At 57.1% G+C, this 17,680-nt stretch carries 14 protein-coding genes and 1 pseudogene; 10 read left to right on the forward strand and 5 right to left on the reverse strand.

What is annotated here, in order from left to right; translation table 11 throughout:
- The first annotated feature begins 670 nt into the window (after nt 1–670).
- Nucleotides 671–3,103 (forward strand): PQQ-binding-like beta-propeller repeat protein, encoded by a 2,433-nt coding sequence (locus NTX71_07740; protein ID MCX6339796.1) that lies wholly within the window; start codon nt 671–673, stop codon nt 3,101–3,103.
- A 399-nt stretch (nt 3,104–3,502) separates the two neighbouring features.
- The gene (locus NTX71_07745) at nt 3,503–4,519 is read left to right on the forward strand and encodes a BMP family protein (protein ID MCX6339797.1); all 1,017 of its coding nucleotides are present in this window, start codon (nt 3,503–3,505) and stop codon (nt 4,517–4,519) included.
- A 184-nt stretch (nt 4,520–4,703) separates the two neighbouring features.
- Here NTX71_07745 and NTX71_07750 read toward each other — a convergent pair whose 3' ends face one another.
- The 3 genes from NTX71_07750 to NTX71_07760 all read right to left on the reverse strand — a co-directional run bounded on the left by NTX71_07750 (nt 4,704) and on the right by NTX71_07760 (nt 8,406).
- The gene (locus NTX71_07750) at nt 4,704–5,333 is read right to left on the reverse strand and encodes an NAD(P)H-dependent oxidoreductase (GenBank protein MCX6339798.1); all 630 of its coding nucleotides are present in this window, start codon (nt 5,331–5,333) and stop codon (nt 4,704–4,706) included.
- Nucleotides 5,334–5,410: 77 nt separating this feature from the next.
- On the reverse strand, nt 5,411–7,063 hold the full coding sequence (locus NTX71_07755; GenBank protein MCX6339799.1) for a PHP domain-containing protein: 1,653 nt from the start codon (nt 7,061–7,063) through the stop codon (nt 5,411–5,413).
- Between the two features lie 77 nt (nt 7,064–7,140).
- Nucleotides 7,141–8,406, reverse strand: a complete 1,266-nt coding sequence (locus NTX71_07760; protein MCX6339800.1) for a DNA recombination protein RmuC — start codon at nt 8,404–8,406, stop codon at nt 7,141–7,143.
- A 190-nt stretch (nt 8,407–8,596) separates the two neighbouring features.
- Between NTX71_07760 and NTX71_07765 the strand changes: the two genes are divergently transcribed.
- Complete coding sequence (locus NTX71_07765; protein MCX6339801.1) at nt 8,597–9,142, forward strand: hypothetical protein; 546 nt, start codon at nt 8,597–8,599, stop codon at nt 9,140–9,142.
- 177 nt (nt 9,143–9,319) lie between these two features.
- On the opposite strand, the gene mpl is transcribed toward NTX71_07765, so the two are convergent.
- Nucleotides 9,320–10,783 carry a UDP-N-acetylmuramate:L-alanyl-gamma-D-glutamyl-meso-diaminopimelate ligase gene (gene mpl / locus NTX71_07770; GenBank protein ID MCX6339802.1) on the reverse strand — a complete coding sequence of 488 codons (1,464 nt, stop codon included), beginning with the start codon at nt 10,781–10,783 and terminating at the stop codon, nt 9,320–9,322.
- Nucleotides 10,784–10,995: 212 nt separating this feature from the next.
- A complete protein-coding gene (locus NTX71_07775; GenBank protein ID MCX6339803.1) occupies nt 10,996–11,931 on the reverse strand; it encodes an LD-carboxypeptidase in 936 nt (311 codons plus the stop codon).
- Nucleotides 11,932–12,027: 96 nt separating this feature from the next.
- Between NTX71_07775 and NTX71_07780 the strand changes: the two genes are divergently transcribed.
- From NTX71_07780 to NTX71_07810, 7 genes and pseudogenes are all read left to right on the forward strand, one after another.
- Nucleotides 12,028–13,032: a phosphotransferase gene (locus NTX71_07780; protein ID MCX6339804.1), complete on the forward strand. Its 1,005-nt coding sequence runs from the start codon at nt 12,028–12,030 to the stop codon at nt 13,030–13,032.
- A gap of 81 nt (nt 13,033–13,113) precedes the next feature.
- Nucleotides 13,114–14,088, forward strand: coding sequence for an NDP-sugar synthase (locus NTX71_07785; GenBank protein MCX6339805.1), 975 nt, complete (start codon nt 13,114–13,116; stop codon nt 14,086–14,088).
- A 45-nt stretch (nt 14,089–14,133) separates the two neighbouring features.
- Complete coding sequence (locus tag NTX71_07790) at nt 14,134–14,769, forward strand: sigma-70 family RNA polymerase sigma factor (GenBank protein ID MCX6339806.1); 636 nt, start codon at nt 14,134–14,136, stop codon at nt 14,767–14,769.
- Between the two features lie 39 nt (nt 14,770–14,808).
- Nucleotides 14,809–15,216 (forward strand): hypothetical protein, encoded by a 408-nt coding sequence (locus NTX71_07795; protein ID MCX6339807.1) that lies wholly within the window; start codon nt 14,809–14,811, stop codon nt 15,214–15,216.
- 170 nt (nt 15,217–15,386) lie between these two features.
- Nucleotides 15,387–16,121 carry a hypothetical protein gene (locus NTX71_07800; protein MCX6339808.1) on the forward strand — a complete coding sequence of 245 codons (735 nt, stop codon included), beginning with the start codon at nt 15,387–15,389 and terminating at the stop codon, nt 16,119–16,121.
- Between the two features lie 262 nt (nt 16,122–16,383).
- A pseudogene (locus tag NTX71_07805) lies at nt 16,384–16,488 on the forward strand (four helix bundle protein).
- 310 nt (nt 16,489–16,798) lie between these two features.
- On the forward strand, nt 16,799–17,680 hold an 882-nt coding region (locus tag NTX71_07810; protein MCX6339809.1), incomplete at its 3' end, for a lysylphosphatidylglycerol synthase transmembrane domain-containing protein.

Here is a 17,680-nt window from a genome sequence, read left to right on the forward strand (position 1 = left end):
CATGAATCTGGCCACGGCGGCGAAGAGAATCTGACCAGGGGCGGGAGGGGAAGTCTCTTTCAGGTATGAAGGGGGAGATAATAGCCGGTGCTCTCGCGTATACAATCCGAAAAATACTTTTTCAGGAGACCCTAATTATATCCTAATAATTGGATTATGTCAGGGCAGTTTGATTGCTCGACTTCCTTCTTAAATATCATCGACGCAATTTCATGGCATGTGGGCTGAATAAACTATTCGTGATCTTCTCCCTTCGCACAAGCGAAGGAGTGATAGGCTGTTCGCGCGTCCGGGGAGTAAATTAAATGTATGTGTCTATATAACCCACACATAAAGCTGAAAAGAGCATTTACTATATGGATCATGCCTGGTTGTCAGTCATATTAAGCTTGATATTAGCAATCTGAATTGACACGTCTTTGTCAGAATAGGAACAAAGTTCCCACTCGCCTATGAACAAAGTATCCATTTTGCTAGCAAATTGACATAACGCAAAAATAGTTGTTTTGTATAAACGGCAGAAGAAAGTCGTATTTGCTTACTATGCAAAGGGATAGCCTTTAGCTGAAACAGGTGTGATTCTAACTTAGACTGGTATGATAGTTGCTGTATATAACTTGAGAAAAGGACGGTGCTGTTGTTACAGCAAATAGCAGTAAGGAAAATGATTATGAGAAAGTCTATTATCTTATTCTTTGCATTTACCCTCACTATCATCAGTGTTTCACATGCGGCCACAGTGACCATCAGGCCGAATGGGAACTGGGATTACATACAGCTAACTCCCTTCCCTTCCACTCCCAATTGGCAGTGCGTCGCCGACCAATCGCCCGATGGTGATTCGAGCTACGTTGCAGCCCAAGGTAATTATGATGGTAGTAAAGTTGACACTTACACGCTTCAGGATGTGTCGCTTGCGGGCACTATCAATAAAGTTGAAATACACTCCGTTTCTCAGGAGGTTGGATATCATGAGTGTAGTAGCCAGCTCGGGATAGTCACGCATGGGATAATCTATGCCAGCCTCCCTTTCGATCTAACCCATACCTATGCCGACTATTCGATAGAATGGGCGACCAACCCAAACACAGGCAGTCAATGGACATGGGTTGAGATTAATGATTTGGTTGCTGCAGTATCCCTTTCGGGATCTTTCCAATCGGATGTAGACGCCAGATGCACCCAGCTTTACGTTGTTGTTGATTACATTGCACCGACTGGAACACCAACACAGACACCGACAATTTCCATCACGCCGACGATAACTCCCACATCAACCGGCCTTACACCGACGCCATGTGCCCCCTGGCCGATGTTTCATTATGATGTGAGGCACACGGGACAGAGCCCCTATGCCGGTCCTCGATTGGGGGTTATGCTGTGGAGTTACGAGACGGGATACTACATAACGTCTTCATCTGCCGTGGATTCAAGAGGGAAGGTATATGTGGGGTCAAAGGACAACATGTTTTACGCTCTTGACTCTTCTGGCTCGCTCGCCTGGAGTTATGCCACCGGGGATTTCATCAGCTCTTCACCCACCATAAGTTCTGACAGCAGAATTTATATAGGGTCATGGGACAATGCGTTCTACGCATTTGCATCTTCTGGTTCACTTGACTGGAGCTATTTGGCGGGACACGACATAGACCTTTCTTCGGCTTCAATCAGTGCAGATGGACGGATCTATGTGGCCTCCAATGACAATAGGCTTTACACGCTCGCATCGGATGGATCTCTCGCCTGGAGTTATGAGACGGCAGACGCCGTATATTCCTCGCCGGCCATAGGCAATGACGGGAGCATCTACCTTGGATCGTGTGATCAGACGGTCTATGGGTTCAACCCCAGCGGGTCCATTTCGTGGAGTTACTGCGTTGGGGGTACAGTGCTCTCTTCACCGGCCGTAGGTGCTGATGGAACCGTGTATAGCGGTACGTATGCGAATAGCATCTTCGCATTCACATCAGGCGGTGTGTTCTCGTGGAGTTATAAAGCTGGAATATATGGGACAGAATGTTCTCCCGCCGTAGGAGTTAATGGAGCGATATACATAGGTTTTGTTGACAATAATGTTTATGCGTTCGCATCAGAAGGCCTATTATCCTGGAGCTATAGAACAGGGTACTGGATTTTTTCTTCTCCGGGCATCGGATCAGACGGACTGGTTTACGGGGGATCTAATGACAATGCAATTTACACTCTGAATTCCAATGGATCGCTTCTGTGGAGCTACGTGACAGGGAACGATGTGCAATCTCCTCCTGCGATAGGTTCTGACGGAAGGCTGTATGTTGGTTCCCATGACAACGTTTTCTACTGTTTCGGGGATGTTGTGGAGACAGCTACACCGACAATTACGCCGACTCCTACGGAGACGTCAACGCCCACGATTACTCCGACCCCGACGATGACTCAGACGCCGACCAGGACACCGACACCGACTCATACGCCGACGATAACCTCGACTCCAACCAATACGCCCACGATCACCCCGACTCCGACGAACACCCCAACAATAACACCGACGGTGACTGGCACATCTCCTCCCGATACCACGACACCGACCGCAACAGCAACAGAAATACCCCCGCCGCGGCCGACTGACACTCCCCCCGTGGTTCAAGCGACGGTAACTCCCCACCCCGCTCCTCCCAACTTCCTTGAACTCGAGGTGAAACCGAGCAGGGATGGAGATGAGAACTTCAAGCCTGGCGAAACCCTTGTTCTCTCCTGGCGGGTGTACGCGACAGAATACAATTATGCGCGCGCGCCCCTCAAGATCTATCTGGCTGCCATCATGAACCCCGGAGCGGTGGACAGAACCGGGACAGTCAGTGATGTGTTTAAGAGAGGGCAGGTACTCCTGTTTGGGCCCAGGATGGCAGGGCCCAGGAAATACAACCCGAGAAACATTCAACCTGTATTCAGTGGGGCGGCCTTCCCGCCGGTCGTCAACTCCGGGGAATTGCGCTTCAAGGTTCCACGCGGCGTGAATGCCACAATAGTCTTCGCCGGGTCATTCGTCAATCTGAACACGGGTAAATTTGTCAGGCTGGACAAGCAGATGGGGTTCAGCAATCAGTTCATGCTGTCGCCGTGACTAGTCAGCTCTCACCGGAGCGGCATTGATGGGTTGCATGAATGCATCCTTGTGAGATTTCGAAAGGACTGTGCGGCTTTCCCCGCGACCGCTCCCGTTATTGTAATCTCCTCTTGCATCACCCCTGGCCCCGCCGCGTCCATCGGCCGGGCGATCACAAAGGTGATGTCCGTGATACCGGCGAATTCTAATACAGTGCGCAGATACTACTCCTGAAAGTCGCAACGGTGGAACGGCCTCTCCTACCGACAACCGCCAGGCGCCGTAAGCGCAGCTGAGATTTGGTTTTTGACCTTCCTGTTATAGTACAATTATATTGCAATGCTGAATTGTGCGGTTGTAGATCTCTATTTTGTATAGTAGATGCTATACCATTTGATTTATATAAGGAGACAAGCAATGAGAAGGGTTGCGATACTATTGGCATATGTCTGTGCAGGCGTGATTATAGTGGGCATGATCGGCTGTTCGCAATCTACTCCTCCCGAACAGAAGGCGGTGGGCAAGGAGGCGCTCAAGGTAGCCGCGGTATTCACCACGCCCATTGAAGAGCCCTGGGATGGGCGTGTCCACCAGGCATTGCTGAGAGCGAAGAAAGAGCTCGATATTAACTACCAGTGGGCCGAGTCTGTTCCGAGACCAGATTACGAGCGCGTGGTCAGCGAGTTCGCGGACAGGGGCTTCGAACTCGTCATGGGCGACGCGTTCGGCTCCGAGGAAGCGGTGCGGCGGGTTGCGAAAGACTATCCGAGGGTCGCATTCTGTTTCGGCTCGGGGCTGGGGCCGGTTGAGCCGAACTTCTCTGTGTTTGATGATTGGATCCATGAGCCCGCATACCTGTGCGGGCTGATTGCAGGCAAGCTCACAAAGTCAAACGTGATCGGCGTGGTCGGCGGGTATTCGGTCCCCGAGGTCAACCGCATCATCAACGCCTTTATCACCGGAGCGAAGGAAGTCAATCCGAAAGCCTCGATTAAGGTGGTTTTCATCAATTCGTGGTTCGATCCACCGAAGGCAAAGGAGGCCGCCATTGCCCAGGTGGCTCTGGGGGCTGACGTGCTCTTCGCAGAGCGCTATGGCGTCATCGAGGCGGCGAAGGAGAAGGGTGTCGTCGCGTTCGGCAACATGCTGGATCAATCGTCGCTCGCTCCAAACACCGTGGTCACCTCCCCCGTCTGGGATATGTGGCCCACGGTTGAGCACGTGATCAAATCGGTGAGGGGAGGCACCTATGTCGCAATGGATTACGCCGAGTGGTCAATGATGAAGAAGGGCGGCGCATGCCTCGCCCCGTACCACGAGTTTGAAACCAAACTTTCACCTGAAATCAAAACGATGGTCGAGAAGAAAACGGGCGAAATCATGAACGGCCTCTTCAGGGTCCCGATCAACGAGAAGATACCGGTGTCAGACTGAAGAAAGATTCATTAAATACGTGGTCTCGATTCTGCCCAATCCGAGTATGAGAGGGTAAAGTAATGCAAGAATAGATTCGCTGGGGGTGTATAGGTTGATATTAAAAGGATATACGCCTTCACCACTTAATTATGACGCAGGATTCAGGTTACGGCCCCTCTACAGATTCAAATAGCCCCGGTGATCACAAACTCCGCGCCTTCTCCCGTGCCAGCGCCATCGCTTTTTCTATCGCCGCCCCCGCGACCGTAGGGCCCGCTGCGTCCATGGGCTGAGCGATCACAAATGTGATATCGGTGATGCCGACGAATCCGAAGACCGTGCGCAGGTACGGCTCCTGGAAATCGTAATTGTGTAAGGGGCTCTCCGGCCGGTAGTCGCCACCCCGGCTCGCAATGACCACCATTTTCCTATTTTTCGCCAGGCCCTCGACCCCCTCTGCCGTATATCGGAAGAGATACTTCGGCTGGAGGATGACGTCTATGTAGTGTTTGAGGGGGTAGGGGATGCTGAAGTTCCACATCGGCGTGCTGAGGAGGTATCCGTCAGCCGAGAGGAAGCGCTCGATGTGTCGGATGACATCTCCCCAGGCACTTTTCAGGTTGCCGGTGAGATCTTTCCCGCCGAGCAGTACGTATTTCCCCTGGACGACCGGCACGCTGAGGGGAGGAAGGGGCTCGGTGAAGACATTGAGCTCGTCTATCAGGCATGACGGCTGCTTTTCCCGAAATGCGTCCAGGAACGCGCGGGATACCTTGAGCGTCCTGGAATCTTCACCGCGTGGGGCGGCAACGATATGTAGCAATTTTTTCATCTGGCATCTCCTTTTTAATTTGATCAGTGATAGCTGAGTTATTTATAACATAACTCCCCCCTCGCCACACGTTGTTCTTAATATTCTCTCAGTTCGAGCGTGATGAATCCTGCGAGCCGCGCCCCCTCGGCATCATACTGGGCGAATATATCCTTGCCGAGTCTCTTGAGAGGAAGGAGGCGGGCGATGGGGCCGCCTGTGACGGCGGCGGTGCTTTGAGATGGGCGCGATATCCGGGGTATGCCTTCTATCCTCCGGGCCCATTTGAGGAGCTCGGGCATTGCCTGGCACAATCCGGCGAGGGCGGCGCTCCTTGAGATGTTCTCCTCGACGCTCGCGGCTTTTATCACTTCTTCAAGGCCCTCTTCCCTCTCTTTTGCCGGTATGCCCAGGACCTCCGCCGTGTAAAGCAGGGCGTCGCCGCCGCGGATAGGGACCATCTCCGCGACACGGCATACCCTGTCCGGGCCGAACCTGTCCATGAGATGCCTGATCGCGCTGCCAGGGTTGGGGCATTTGATCGCCAGGTTAGTGAAGTTGTGAAGCCCCGGTTCGGCGTTCAGATCGGGAGGGGGATCGCTGAGGCCCAGGAGACAGGCGGCGGCGCTCCGCCCCGCGCGGCCTTCAACAAGAGCGACCTTCTTTTTTGACCTGTGAAAATACGAGGCCAGCTCCGCGGCCGCCAGCAGGTAACCGGCCAGGCCGGCCTCTCTTATCAGACGCTCCTCAGACCTGAACAACCTTGCCCAGGAAGCCCTGTCCGCCGGCGGCACTTTTCCCTCGATCGCCCGCAGACACAGGCCGGAGAGGTGATTGATGTCTTCTTCCGCCGAGCCGAGCATTACCGGGGGGGATTCGATCCCGCCATGGAGGCGAACCCGGCACTTCTCGGCCACTTCCATGGTATTGCGTATATAGGCGGAGTCAAAGCCGAGAGAGAGCATCTCCTGCTCGCTCTTCAGCCATATGCTTTTGGTCTCGACGCTGAAATCGCTTATACTGCCGTAGCGGCTTTTTATTATGATATCGTGCGCTATCCAATCCTCCGGGTAGGGGTAGTGGACGTCGTTGGTGATAACCGGCTTCAGTCCGTAGCGCGGGACAAGCTCCAGTATCCCCGCGTTGGATATTTTCTGGAGCTCGTAACCGATGCTCATCATTTCTGGATGGAAGTCTTCTCCGAAAATGTCGAGGTAGCGTCTCAGCTCCCTCTCGCCGGCCTTCATCCCCTCGCGTATGATCTTCAGAGGGAACGAGCCGTAGTAGCAGCCGTTTAGGCACACCAGCCCCTCGTGGTACTTTTCAAGGAGGGCCCAGTCAACGAGACCGCGCTGGCCCTGGAAACAGTTATTGGTCCAGGACTCGCTGATCAGGCTGACCAGATTGCGGTGTCCGGCATCGTCCCGGGCCAGAAGGATCAGGTGATTGCGGTGGGTGTCGCCGCTTTCGATCGTCCTGGCGGCGTTTTCAACGAAGTTGCACTCGCAGCCGAGGATCGGCCGCATGTTCCTCTTGAGGCAGGCCTCAAGGAAGATTGGGTGCAGGGCAAGCTCTCCGTGGTCGGTGATTGCCATGGCCGTCAGCCCCAGCGCGGCCGCGCGGTCGAGCCCCTCATCGACGGAGAGCACGCTGTCGGAATAGGAGCCCCAGAAGTGGTTGTGGAGGTGGGTGAAACCCGTGACTCGTGACTCGTGGCTCGTTTCTCGTGATGCGTGCCGCACTAGCGTCATGGTGCGTCCTCGGGGAGGCTTTCAGCGTGCGCGGGGACGACTGACGGTACCTGCCGGTGAGAGGGGCGCGCACCGCCTCACTCGCGTTGAGCATCGGGCTGTCCGGTTTCCTCCAACAGGGTTTCCGCTTCACCCGCGGCGAGGTCATCGCCTTCCCCTGCCGGGAGCGACGCGATCTCGATCCCCTTCTGCTGGCGGAGCTCGTCGATCTTTCTGAGGGGGCGCTCGAGGGCGTTGCGCCTCGTTGACATGAGCGCCTCGTACTCCTTCTCGGCCTCGAGGATTCTTTTCCCCATTTTGTCCATCCCCTCGGTGAATTTGCTCCACTGGGAGAGGAAGGTGCCGAGGAGCGAGAGGATCTGGGCGGTTTTCTGCTCGAGGTTGAAATTCTCCACCGCCTGGCGGATCACGGCGAGGATGGCGTAGAGGGTTATGGGCGAGCAGAGCACCACCCGCTTCTCCATCGCCCGGTCGATCAGCTCAGGCGCCTTTTCATGGATGAACGCGTACACCTGCTCGTTCGGTATGAACATGAGCACGTAATCGAGGGTGCCTCCAGCCGGATCGATGTATTCCCTGCCCGTGAGCTCCTTGACGCGGTTCTGCACGTCCCTGATAAAGTGCGTTGCGGACCGCTCCCTGTCCGCGTCTGTTTTCGCTGCCACGTAGTGCATGTAGTTGTCCAGCGGGAATTTCACATCCATGTTGACGACCATCTGCTGCGGCAGGTAGAACGTGAAGTCCGGCCTCCCCGCGGCTCCCTCGATCTGCTTCTGTTTGCGGTACTGGATCCCCTCGATGAACCCCGCCATGCGCAGCACGTCCTCTGCCATCCGCTCTCCCCACTGCCCCCGCTGCCGGCTGCTCGAGAGCGCCGTGGTGAGCTCGACCGTGGTGTGCTCGAGCTTTGCGGTGAGCTCGCCGGTGGCCCTGAGCTGGTTCACAAGCGCCCCGTACTGCTGGCTGCGCTCTTTCTCAAAATCCTTGAGCAGTGCGCGCACCCGCTCCATCTCCTCGGTCATGGATTTGAGGTTCTGGTCGATGAGCTTTTTCTTGCCCTCGAGATCCTTTTCTCCATCCTTGACGTGAGTCTGGAGCGTCTGCGCGGCAAGCTTGAGAAACTCGTTCACGCTGCGGCCGAGGGCCTCCTGCGAGAGGATGGCGAACGAGCCCTTCACCCGCTCCAGGATCGCCTCGAGCTCCCTGGACTTCTCTTCCTGCGACCGGCCCATGAGCTCGGCGGCAATTCGCGCGCTCTTTGTCCGCCAGAGGTGCGAGAACCCGAGGGCGGTCACGATACCCGCGGCGACGGCGAGGATAAAAAACCATATGTACTGGGGCATGGCGGAACTCCGTGTAAAATCAGGGATAGTATACCATATCCTATGGCCCTGTCCTGTTTTTGTAAGGATTAGATACGCGGTCGCGCGACGAGGTCGGTGCATGGACGATTGCCGCAACCCCACGTTGCGGCTGGAGTTATGTATGGTATATAATGACTACTGCAATCCAGTACATCGGGAGGGAGCCAGTATGAATATGTTACGCGTGGCGACGAAATGGTCACTTGCCACCTTTTGCCTTCTCACCCTCGCTTCCTGTGCCGGCGGTCGGGCGATGTCCGGCTATTATCGGAATCACCCGGAGATGCAAAAACGCCTGCTCCAAGTGAGGGCAATTTACGTGGAGCGTGTTCAGGGCGCGAGGGATGATGAGGAGTCGATGAAGATGAAGGAATGCCTCGTGGACGAACTCCAGAGGAAGGGGAGGGGCCGATTCAGATTGGTGGGCGGAGTGGAACAGGCTGATGCGGTGCTCCAGGCCGACATGAAAGAAGAACTCGGTCCGGTGGCGACCGATACGCCGCTCCCGTTTGACCTCGAAGCGAAGATTACCTTGGAGGATAAGGTCTATGTGAGGATGCGGCTTGTGGATCCCACATCAGGGCGTTTGATCTATAAAACGGATACCGAGGAGCTCGCCGAATTTAATGCGGATTCGATTGAAAAGGCAGCGCACACGGTCATCAAAAACCTCGTGAGGGAGATTGAGCTTGCGAGGCAGGCGTCGCAGATGTAATCCACTGCCCCCGCATTTCAATAAAATTAGCACCTGATTAACCTGATTACTCTGATAAGTGGAAATTCAGGGTTACTCAGAGAAGTCAGGTGCAAAAAATAAGTCGCAAAGCTCACGTGTCAATCCGTGGTGCATCGTGTTCTGGCAGGCGTTGGTCTGCATTGCCTTCCACGAGAGTTAGTTCAGGGGCTCCCCCTCGCGTTTCGATGCGCGCGCGCCCGGTTTTCCCCGATGCTGAGTGCCCGATCGCGCGCGCAGCGCCTCGATGATGCGCCCGTGGATTCCCCCGAAAGAGCCGTTGGACATGATGAGGAGGACATCCCCTGCCGTGAGCTCAGCCTCGATCGTGCGGAGGATATCATCAACGTTCTCGATGACGCGCGCGTTGATTCCCCTCCCGCGGAGATCGGCGACGAGCTTTTCCGGTGAGAAGCGGCATTCCGGTTCGATCTGCTCCGGATGGTACACGCCCGCCACGATGACGCGGTCAGCCTTGAGGAAGGCGCCGGGATAATCGTTCTGGAAAAAGCTCCTGCGGCTTGAGTTTGTACGCGGTTCCCATACTGCCCAGAGCCTCCGCCCCGCGTAGCGCTCCTTGAGCGCGGCGATCGTTTCGCGTACCTCGATGGGGTGGTGCGCGAAGTCGTCGATCACGACGATGTCATCGACGACGCCGCGGACCTCCTGCCTCCGCTTGACTCCCTGATAGCTCATGATCGCGTCACGGATACTGCCGGGGGAGACTCCCAGACCGTGCGCGGCCGCGAATGCAGCGGCGGCGTTGAGGGCGTTATGCCTTCCGGCGAGTGGAGAGTCTATCGTAACAGTTTCGCTCCCGTCAGCGAGTATCGTGAACGATGCGCCGCTGCCCGCACTGTGATAGTCCGCGATACGCCATTGTGAATCATCGCGGAATCCATACCATTCAACCGGCGCTACGCTCGCACGCGCGCAGACCTCGCGGACGCGGGGATCGTCCCCGCACGCGATGAGGCGGCCGTTGGGGGGGATGAGCGCCGCGAAGCTCGCGAAGGCGTCCTCGCAGGCAGCGATGCCGCTGAAGATATCGGCGTGGTCGAAATCGATGCTCGTCAGGATGCCGACGTGAGGCCGGTAGTGGAGGAACTTCGGCGCGCGATCGAAGAAGGCGGTATGGTACTCATCTCCCTCGACGACAAAGTGCCGCCCGGCTCCCCGCGCGCTGCTGGAGTCGAAGTTGCGCAGGACGCCGCCGATGAGGAAGCCGGGGGAGAGACCCGCGTGGTGGAGCATCCAGGCGATGAGGGAGCAGGTGGTCGTCTTCCCGTGCGTCCCCGCGACTACCACGCTGGTCCGCTGTACGAGGTACATCTCCTCGAGCGCCTGCGGGAATGAGAGGTATCTCAACCCCCGGCGCAGTGTTTCTCCAACCTCGGGATTGTCGCTCCGCACCGCATTCCCGATGATCACCAGCTCTGTATCCGCGCTGATATGCTCCGGAGTGAATCCGTTCTTTATCTCAATGCCGACCTGCTCGAGGAGAGTTGACATGGGAGGATAGCAGCTCGCGTCGGAGCCGCTCACTTCGTGGCCGCTCGCCCTGAGGAGTTGCGCGAGCGAGCCCATCCCCATGCCGCAGATCGCGCTTAAGTGAATTTTCATATTATATATTTACACCCCTATTTCTGAAAAATTATGCTTAGCTGAGGCGGGATGGAATAAAGCAATTTATTTCCAACCATATCATCAATTTGATTAAAAAAGGGAATTTCTGAATAATCAAATAAAGTGCTCCCATTAATAATTAAAGCATTCTTCTGCTCAATAGGGAATCAGACCTTCGCGAAGTCCAATTTCGCATGATTTCCCTCCCCTCACCCCGCCAGGCACGATTCAACGATTGCCACTGTCTTCTTTATCCCATCGATCCTGACCCGTACGCCCATGGGAAAGCATATATTTCTCCTGGCGTGTCCCGCGGGGAAATTCGCCAACACGGGGAAGTTGAATTCGAGCGCTGCCTCCAGTACTATTCGCTTAATCTCCGCCCCGTAGCTCTCTTCTTCCCCCTCCCATCCCACAGGCGGAACAAACTGCCCTAGGATCAATCCATTTATCCTGTTGAATATGCCGGCAAGTTTGAGGTGAGAAAAAATGCGGTCAATCGCATAAGGTTTTTCTCCCCTGTCCTCAAAAAATAGGATCTTCTCCTCCATGAGAGGCGCGTACACAGTCCCGAGGAGGATAGAATAAATTGAAAGGTTACCCCCTATCAGCTCTCCCTCTGCATTTCCCGGGCACAGAGCCTCTATCCCGCATGCAGGCAGTTCTCCCCATGGACTTTTACGGCCGAGAGACTCGAAGACAAAACTTACCGCACCAGCGTCCATCCTGTCCAGTTCGGTCACAAGGGGGCCATGGAAGGTGACGAGATCGCACATCTTCTGGAAGTAAGTATGGAGTGCCGTGATATCGCTGTAGCCCATGAAGATCTTGGGGTTCCTCCGGATCGTCGCGGCGTCGAGCAGCGGGAGTATCCGCTGCGAGCCGTAGCCGCCGCGCGCGCAGAAGATCGCGCTGATGGTGCGGTCGGCAAAGAGGCGGTGCAGCTCGTCCGCCCTCCGCTCGTCGGTACCGGCGAGGTAACCGCTGCGCGAAAAGATATCGGGGCAAAAGGAGGTGCGATAACCCGCGTCGTGGATGCGGCGTATGCCGCGGTGGAACGCCTCCTCCTCAAACGCGCTCGCGGGCGCTGCGATTCCTATGGTGTCGCCGGGCCGGAGCCGTGGCGGTTTAATCGCGCTGGTCATGGTGTGTGGATAGTGATAAGATAAGCCTCTCGGCCGGTTCCCCTTCGCGTCGTACGTGGCGTTTAAATTTTCAACGCATCATCATAGTGATTTGCCATGCCGCAGTCAAAGGAAAAGAGGATTGAGCGTTTTTTAAGGAGCAGATCGGCCGCGCCCGAGCCGCTCCAGCGCCTCAGGGGGGATGCATCTCTTCGCTCATTTTACAGAATCAGTTACCGTGGGGGGACGGCGGTCATGATGGTGCGTGACGAGCTGCAGCCTGACGAAGACCGGTCGTTCACCGATGTGAGAGACCACCTGGCCGCGTGTGGAGCTGCGGTGCCCGAGATCTACGAGTATGATGAGGGAAATGGCGTGATCCTCATGGAGGACTTCGGCGACCTCACCCTCGAGGAGAGACTGAGGGGGGCGGACGAGGAGACGTTCACCCGTTTCTATCGCATCGCGATCGAAGAACTGCTCACCATACATATCCTCGGCACCAGCCTCCGGCGTGAGTGTGTCGCGCGTCACCGATCATTTGACCGGAAAAAGCTGATGGAGGAGCTTGATTTTTTTCTCCTGCATACCGTGGAGGGGTTGTACCGGGCGAAGCTGGAGGAGGACGAACGGGAGGCGATCCGCGAGGGGTTCTCCATTCTCGCTACTCGGCTCGCGGCGTTCCCACGCGTGCTCAACCACCGCGACTACCACAGCCGCAACCTCATGGTGGTGGATGGCGCGCTCAAGATAGTTGATTTCCAGGACGCCCGCATGGGGCCCTGCCAGTACGACCTCGCGTCGCTGCTCAGGGATTCCTACACGGTGCTGGAGGGGTCGCTCCGTCGCCAAATGGTCGAGTACTATCTTCGCGAGAGTGCGGAGCGGGGGATGGCATGGCATGACAGGGAAGTGTTCCTCGACCGTTTCGACCTCGTGAGCCTCCAGCGGAACCTCAAGGCCTGCGGGACGTTCGGGTACATGGCGGTGGCGAGAGGCAATGATTGCTACCTCGCCTGCCTCGAGCCGACGTTCGCGTACGTGAAGGAGAATGCGCAGAGATTTGATTTCATGGGGGAGTGCGTGCGGCTCCTCGCGCGCCATATTCCGCTGCTGCGGTAGGGCACGCCGCGCAGCCCGTGGTGCGTGAAAATGACACGGTGCGCGTCGCACCTCGCAGGGAGAATGCGTAATGTGAAAGCGATGGTCCTTGCCGCCGGCCTCGGCACGCGCCTCAGGCCGTTCACTAATGAGCTCCCCAAGCCCCTCCTCCCGGTCGCGAACCGCCCGCAGATTGAGTTCGTCCTGGAGCTGCTGCGGCTCTCGGGGGTGAGCGACGTTATCATCAATCTCCATCACCTCGCCGAGCCGGTGCGTTCGCGCCTCGGCTCCCGCTACCGCGCGCTCCTCCACATCGACTATTCTGCCGAGACAGAGATACTGGGGACGGGGGGAGGGTTCAAGAAGGTCGAGGATTTCTTTGACGAGGATCCGTTCATCCTGATCAATGCGGATACGCTGATGGACATAGATCTCGCGCGCGCGATCCGCCGGCACGTCGAATGCGAAGCGGCGGCGACGATGGTGGTGCGGGAGTGGGAAGAGGGGGCGGGTTTTGGCCGGGTTGAGATGGATGGAGAGGGGAGGATCAGGCGCATGCTCGAGAGGGTACCCGGGGAAGGGCTCACTCCGGTCATCTTCACCGGCGTTCACGTGCTCAGTAGAAAAATATTCGACTATCTCCCCGAAGGTCGCTTCTCATGCATCAACAGGGATGGCTACAGGGCAATGCTCGAAGCGGGTGAGCGCGTGTGCGGCTTCCAGGCGAGCGGCTACTGGAGGGATATCGGAACGCTCGCGAGCTACTTCGACGCCACTATGGATTTCATCCACGGGAGGATGCCCGCCCATTGTGAGCGTCTGGTGGCGTTGGGGAGAGAGACGGATTATGGAGCCGCGATGCCCGGGATTGAGTTCATCCCGCCGGTCATCATGGGTCGGGACTGCCAGATTGAGAGGGGCTGCAGGATCGGGCCGGCGGTCGTCCTGGGGGATTGCTGTCGCGTGGGCGGCGGCTGCAGGTTGGAGAGGGTCGTGGCCCTGCCCGGCGCGGTGTTCCAGGGGGGCGAACTGGTGAACGGATGCATCAGGTCAGAGAGGGCGTCAGTGAGCGTATGAACACGCGGGTGTGACCGGGGCGCAGGCGGATAGCGGGGGTAGTGGATGAGCGATGAGCGCACGAGAGGAATCGAAAAAGACCGCCGCCTCGTCGCCCTCTGTGCTACGGGGGATGAAGCATCATGGGATTGTTTCCTGGATGAATACGGAGCCCTCATCTACCGCATCATCGGGAATTACCAACGAAAGCAGCAGGAGGTGCGCGAGCTCTTTATCTATGTCGTTGAAAATCTCTGGAGTGGCGGAGCGCGGAGGTTGCGCGCGTGGGAAGGCCGGTCCAGATTTTCAACGTACCTCGCCGCGGTTACCGCGCGCCTCTGCATTGATTATTTCAGGGGGCGCCTGCACCGGGAACGGGCACGATATGAGCCATTGGACGAGGATGAACCCTCGCCGGTGTCCCGTGCGGGTATAGGCCGGGGAGGACGGGCGGGAGCGCCGCGCCCTGTCGTGCAGCGAGAGTGCGGTGAGATCCTGATGAATTGCGTGGGGCGCCTCGCTGAAGATGAGCGCGATATCGTGACGTTGTTCTACTGGCAGGGGCGACGGTACGCCGAGATCGCGTCGCTCATGGGAATCCCGGTGGGCAGTGTGGGGAAGAGGCTCCTCAGCGCGCGCGGGAGGATCCATCGGATGCTCGTCCGGAGCGGCATAAAAAATATTGCAGATTTACTGGAATAAAAGAGTGGCGCAATCCGTCCCATACTATGGGAGGAAAACATGATGAAATGTCCTGATCGGAAGGTACTGGCTCGATTCTGTGATGGTGAGGCAGTCGTGTCCAGAGATGAGTTGCGCAAACACGTGGAGGGCTGCGCGCGCTGTCGAATAAGGGCCCGGCAGCAGGATCAGCTAGGGATGCTGATGGAAGCTGCATTGAAGAAGCGGGCGCGATCGATGGTGAAAGAGTCTATCCCATGCCCCTCCGCTGAGGAGGTCGCGCTCTACATCGAGGGGGGTGTGCCTCTGTATCGGAAGAAACAGCTCATCCAGCATTTCTGCGCCTGCCCTGCCTGTGCCAGGGCCGCGCTCGACGCCGCGCGGGCCGGCGGCAGGATTTCACCGCCTCTCCCCGCGGCTCTTGTGCGTGAGGCGAGGGCGGTGTACAAGAAAGGGCATGATAAGTGAGCCGGAGAATAGCTCTTTTTCAATCGTGCCTGGCATGCGGCCCATGGAGGTGGGCGTGCGCCGTGGAAGGGGGGCTGGTCCCGGACCTGAATAAAAAGGAAGTTTTAATGTAAAAATAAAGGAATAAAATCCGCGGTCACCTCGTCTAATGTAGTGAAAGGAGGTGCCGCATGGAAACAACCGTTGCGGTAGGGGCTCGCATCGAGCATCGAACATACGGGATCGGTAACGTGCTCGGCCTCAGCGAGAAGAAGGAGGTCATCCGTATCAGATTTGAAAAGGCGGGCGTCAAGGAGTTGCCGTACCCCTGCCCCGATCTGGTGCGAACCGTTTCTCCGGAGGGTGCCGCTGGTGAAAGGGTCCTGAGGATGCATTTTGACGGGGCATCGCGCAATGGCCCGGGGTGCCGCTGGGTGCTCCAATTCTCAGGTGCGCCGGTATTTTCGCTCGTGCAGGGAATACACACGTGGGCCACCAACAAGGCGAAGCTCAATGGGGCATCGGTGAATCTCAAGGCGATCGAAAAGCAGGGGATGGAGCTGCGCATCAGCGGTCAGGGAAGGGACGGACGGTGCCGCTGGTGCCGCACCTTTCGCTCGGGTTTAAAGACAGCGGTTCTCAGGGGCTATGGCAGCCGGGCATTCGCCCTGGATGGATCATGTGTGTTCGATCAGGCATCGGGCGGTGCCGCGGGCGATTCGGGGAGGAAAAACTCTGCTGGGCCTATCTGCTCACCCACGACAGGTAGATCTGAATTTTGCGCACCATCGACGGGGAAGGGACGGGTCGGCGCCGGCAGACAGGCAATGGTCAAGGGCGACAACCGGGGCCAGGCAGGGCCGGGTGGCAGTGCTGGAGGGAGCGAAAAAGTGGAGCCCCGAGGGCAAGACCGCGGCAGCACTTGATACGGTGAGGGTTTTAGCGGGGCGGAACCCCGCACCGAAGGCCTGGCGGCCTAAGTCTCCATTCATCCGCAGGCGTGCCCGTGGCCTTCTGGTGCGGGGGTAAAACAAGACGCTCCATTCTGATTATTCATACAACATCAGCGGATAAAGGGGTGTAACCACTGAGGTAACTGAATTCACTGAAATTATGGTAACTGCTCAGGAGCCAGAATTCAGGAGTCAGGAGCCAGGAGTTAGAATGAGGACGACGGCGGCGACATTTGAGGACTTGGGCTACGGCGATGTTTCCGAGTTAATGCAGTTACTCGAAGAGGTCAGTAAGCTCCTGGAAGCTTATGCGCGATCCATTCTGGATTCTGGCTTCTGACTACCTGAGTAGTTACGAAATATGTTCAGTATTTTCACTGATGTGAGAGGTGTAACCGCAGATTGCGCGCCAGCCCCGCCGGAGGCGGGCAAGCTGCCGGTTTACCCGCTAGGGGCGGGAAGGGATTGGGCCGGTTGTGTGATAGACGTTTCATCACGGAGGTCGCGGAGACCACGGAGTCAGGGGATAGATTATCTGAAATAACCACTGAGAGCACTGAATACACTGAGACAAAAAGAAATGATTCTTCGGTGAATTCAGTGTCCCTGCCCGCCGGCAGGCAGGTTCAGTGGTTTAAAAGTAACGCTCAATGGAAAGAACAACCAAGAAGAACGTATGGTATCTGGCCGTATCCGCGGTCGTGAGTTGCGCGATCTTCGCCTACCTCTTTACCATCGTGCGCCCGGCGGAGATCGTCAACTCTATCAGGAATGCCGCGCCTGCAGGGATATTCGCTTATATGGCCGTGGGCCTTGCCTCAACCGTGCTGAGGAACATGAGATATCTCACGCTCATGCGGGCATCGGAAACGGACATTCCGATCAGCGGCGGCCAGATGTTCCTCGTGACTCTCGTGAGGAATCTTTTCGCCGATCTCCTCCCCGCGAGGGTGGGTTCGCTGATCTACGTCGTGATCCTCAATGCCCGATTTGGGTTCCCGGTCGAAATTGGAACCTCTGTCTGGGCCATTGCCTTTGTCCTCGATCTGGTCGTCATGGTCCCGCTCATCGCAATCGGAGTCATGGTCGTGGGCGCGGCGAGGCTGGGAATATCCACCGGTGTGCTCGCCGCTGTCGCGTCGCTCTTCTTCGTTACGACTGTCGCGGCGCTGTCGTATCTGCCGCGCCTCATGAGATGGGGCGGGAGGCTCGTCGTGCGGATCGCGCCGATGTGGCGGAAGGCAGCCGCGGTGAGGGAGAAGCTCGATCTCACGGGGGCGCAGATCAGGGCGATCTACCATAGGGGGGTTCTGTGGCGGGTGATCGTTCTCTCCTTCCTGGTCCGCATCCTCAAGTACGGTTGTATTGCCTTCTTGGTCTTTGCGATTCTCAATCCGGTTGATCCGGACACCTACACCATGCGCGCGATCGGCTACTGGCCGGTGTTCCTCGGGTCCTCGCTGGCCGAGCTCTCCGCGAGCACGCCGCTCAGCGGCATCGGCGGCTTTGGCCTCTATGAGGGAGTCTGGACG

Source organism: Candidatus Auribacterota bacterium, from assembly GCA_026392035.1.
Classification (GTDB): domain Bacteria; phylum Auribacterota; class Tritonobacteria; order UBA1439; family UBA1439; genus JAPLCX01.

What these genes read in the sequence shown, in the direction of transcription:
- NTX71_07740 (MCX6339796.1), top strand. Translation starts at nt 671, where the DNA reads ATGAGAAAGTCTATTATCTTATTCTTTGCATTTACCCTCACTATCATC.
- NTX71_07745 (MCX6339797.1), top strand. Translation starts at nt 3,503, where the DNA reads ATGAGAAGGGTTGCGATACTATTGGCATATGTCTGTGCAGGCGTGATT.
- NTX71_07750 (MCX6339798.1), bottom strand. Translation starts at nt 5,333, where the DNA reads ATGAAAAAATTGCTACATATCGTTGCCGCCCCACGCGGTGAAGATTCC.
- NTX71_07755 (MCX6339799.1), bottom strand. Translation starts at nt 7,063, where the DNA reads ATGACGCTAGTGCGGCACGCATCACGAGAAACGAGCCACGAGTCACGA.
- NTX71_07760 (MCX6339800.1), bottom strand. Translation starts at nt 8,406, where the DNA reads ATGCCCCAGTACATATGGTTTTTTATCCTCGCCGTCGCCGCGGGTATC.
- NTX71_07765 (MCX6339801.1), top strand. Translation starts at nt 8,597, where the DNA reads ATGAATATGTTACGCGTGGCGACGAAATGGTCACTTGCCACCTTTTGC.
- mpl (MCX6339802.1), bottom strand. Translation starts at nt 10,783, where the DNA reads ATGAAAATTCACTTAAGCGCGATCTGCGGCATGGGGATGGGCTCGCTC.
- NTX71_07775 (MCX6339803.1), bottom strand. Translation starts at nt 11,931, where the DNA reads ATGACCAGCGCGATTAAACCGCCACGGCTCCGGCCCGGCGACACCATA.
- NTX71_07780 (MCX6339804.1), top strand. Translation starts at nt 12,028, where the DNA reads ATGCCGCAGTCAAAGGAAAAGAGGATTGAGCGTTTTTTAAGGAGCAGA.
- NTX71_07785 (MCX6339805.1), top strand. Translation starts at nt 13,114, where the DNA reads ATGGTCCTTGCCGCCGGCCTCGGCACGCGCCTCAGGCCGTTCACTAAT.
- NTX71_07790 (MCX6339806.1), top strand. Translation starts at nt 14,134, where the DNA reads ATGAGCGATGAGCGCACGAGAGGAATCGAAAAAGACCGCCGCCTCGTC.
- NTX71_07795 (MCX6339807.1), top strand. Translation starts at nt 14,809, where the DNA reads ATGATGAAATGTCCTGATCGGAAGGTACTGGCTCGATTCTGTGATGGT.
- NTX71_07800 (MCX6339808.1), top strand. Translation starts at nt 15,387, where the DNA reads ATGGAAACAACCGTTGCGGTAGGGGCTCGCATCGAGCATCGAACATAC.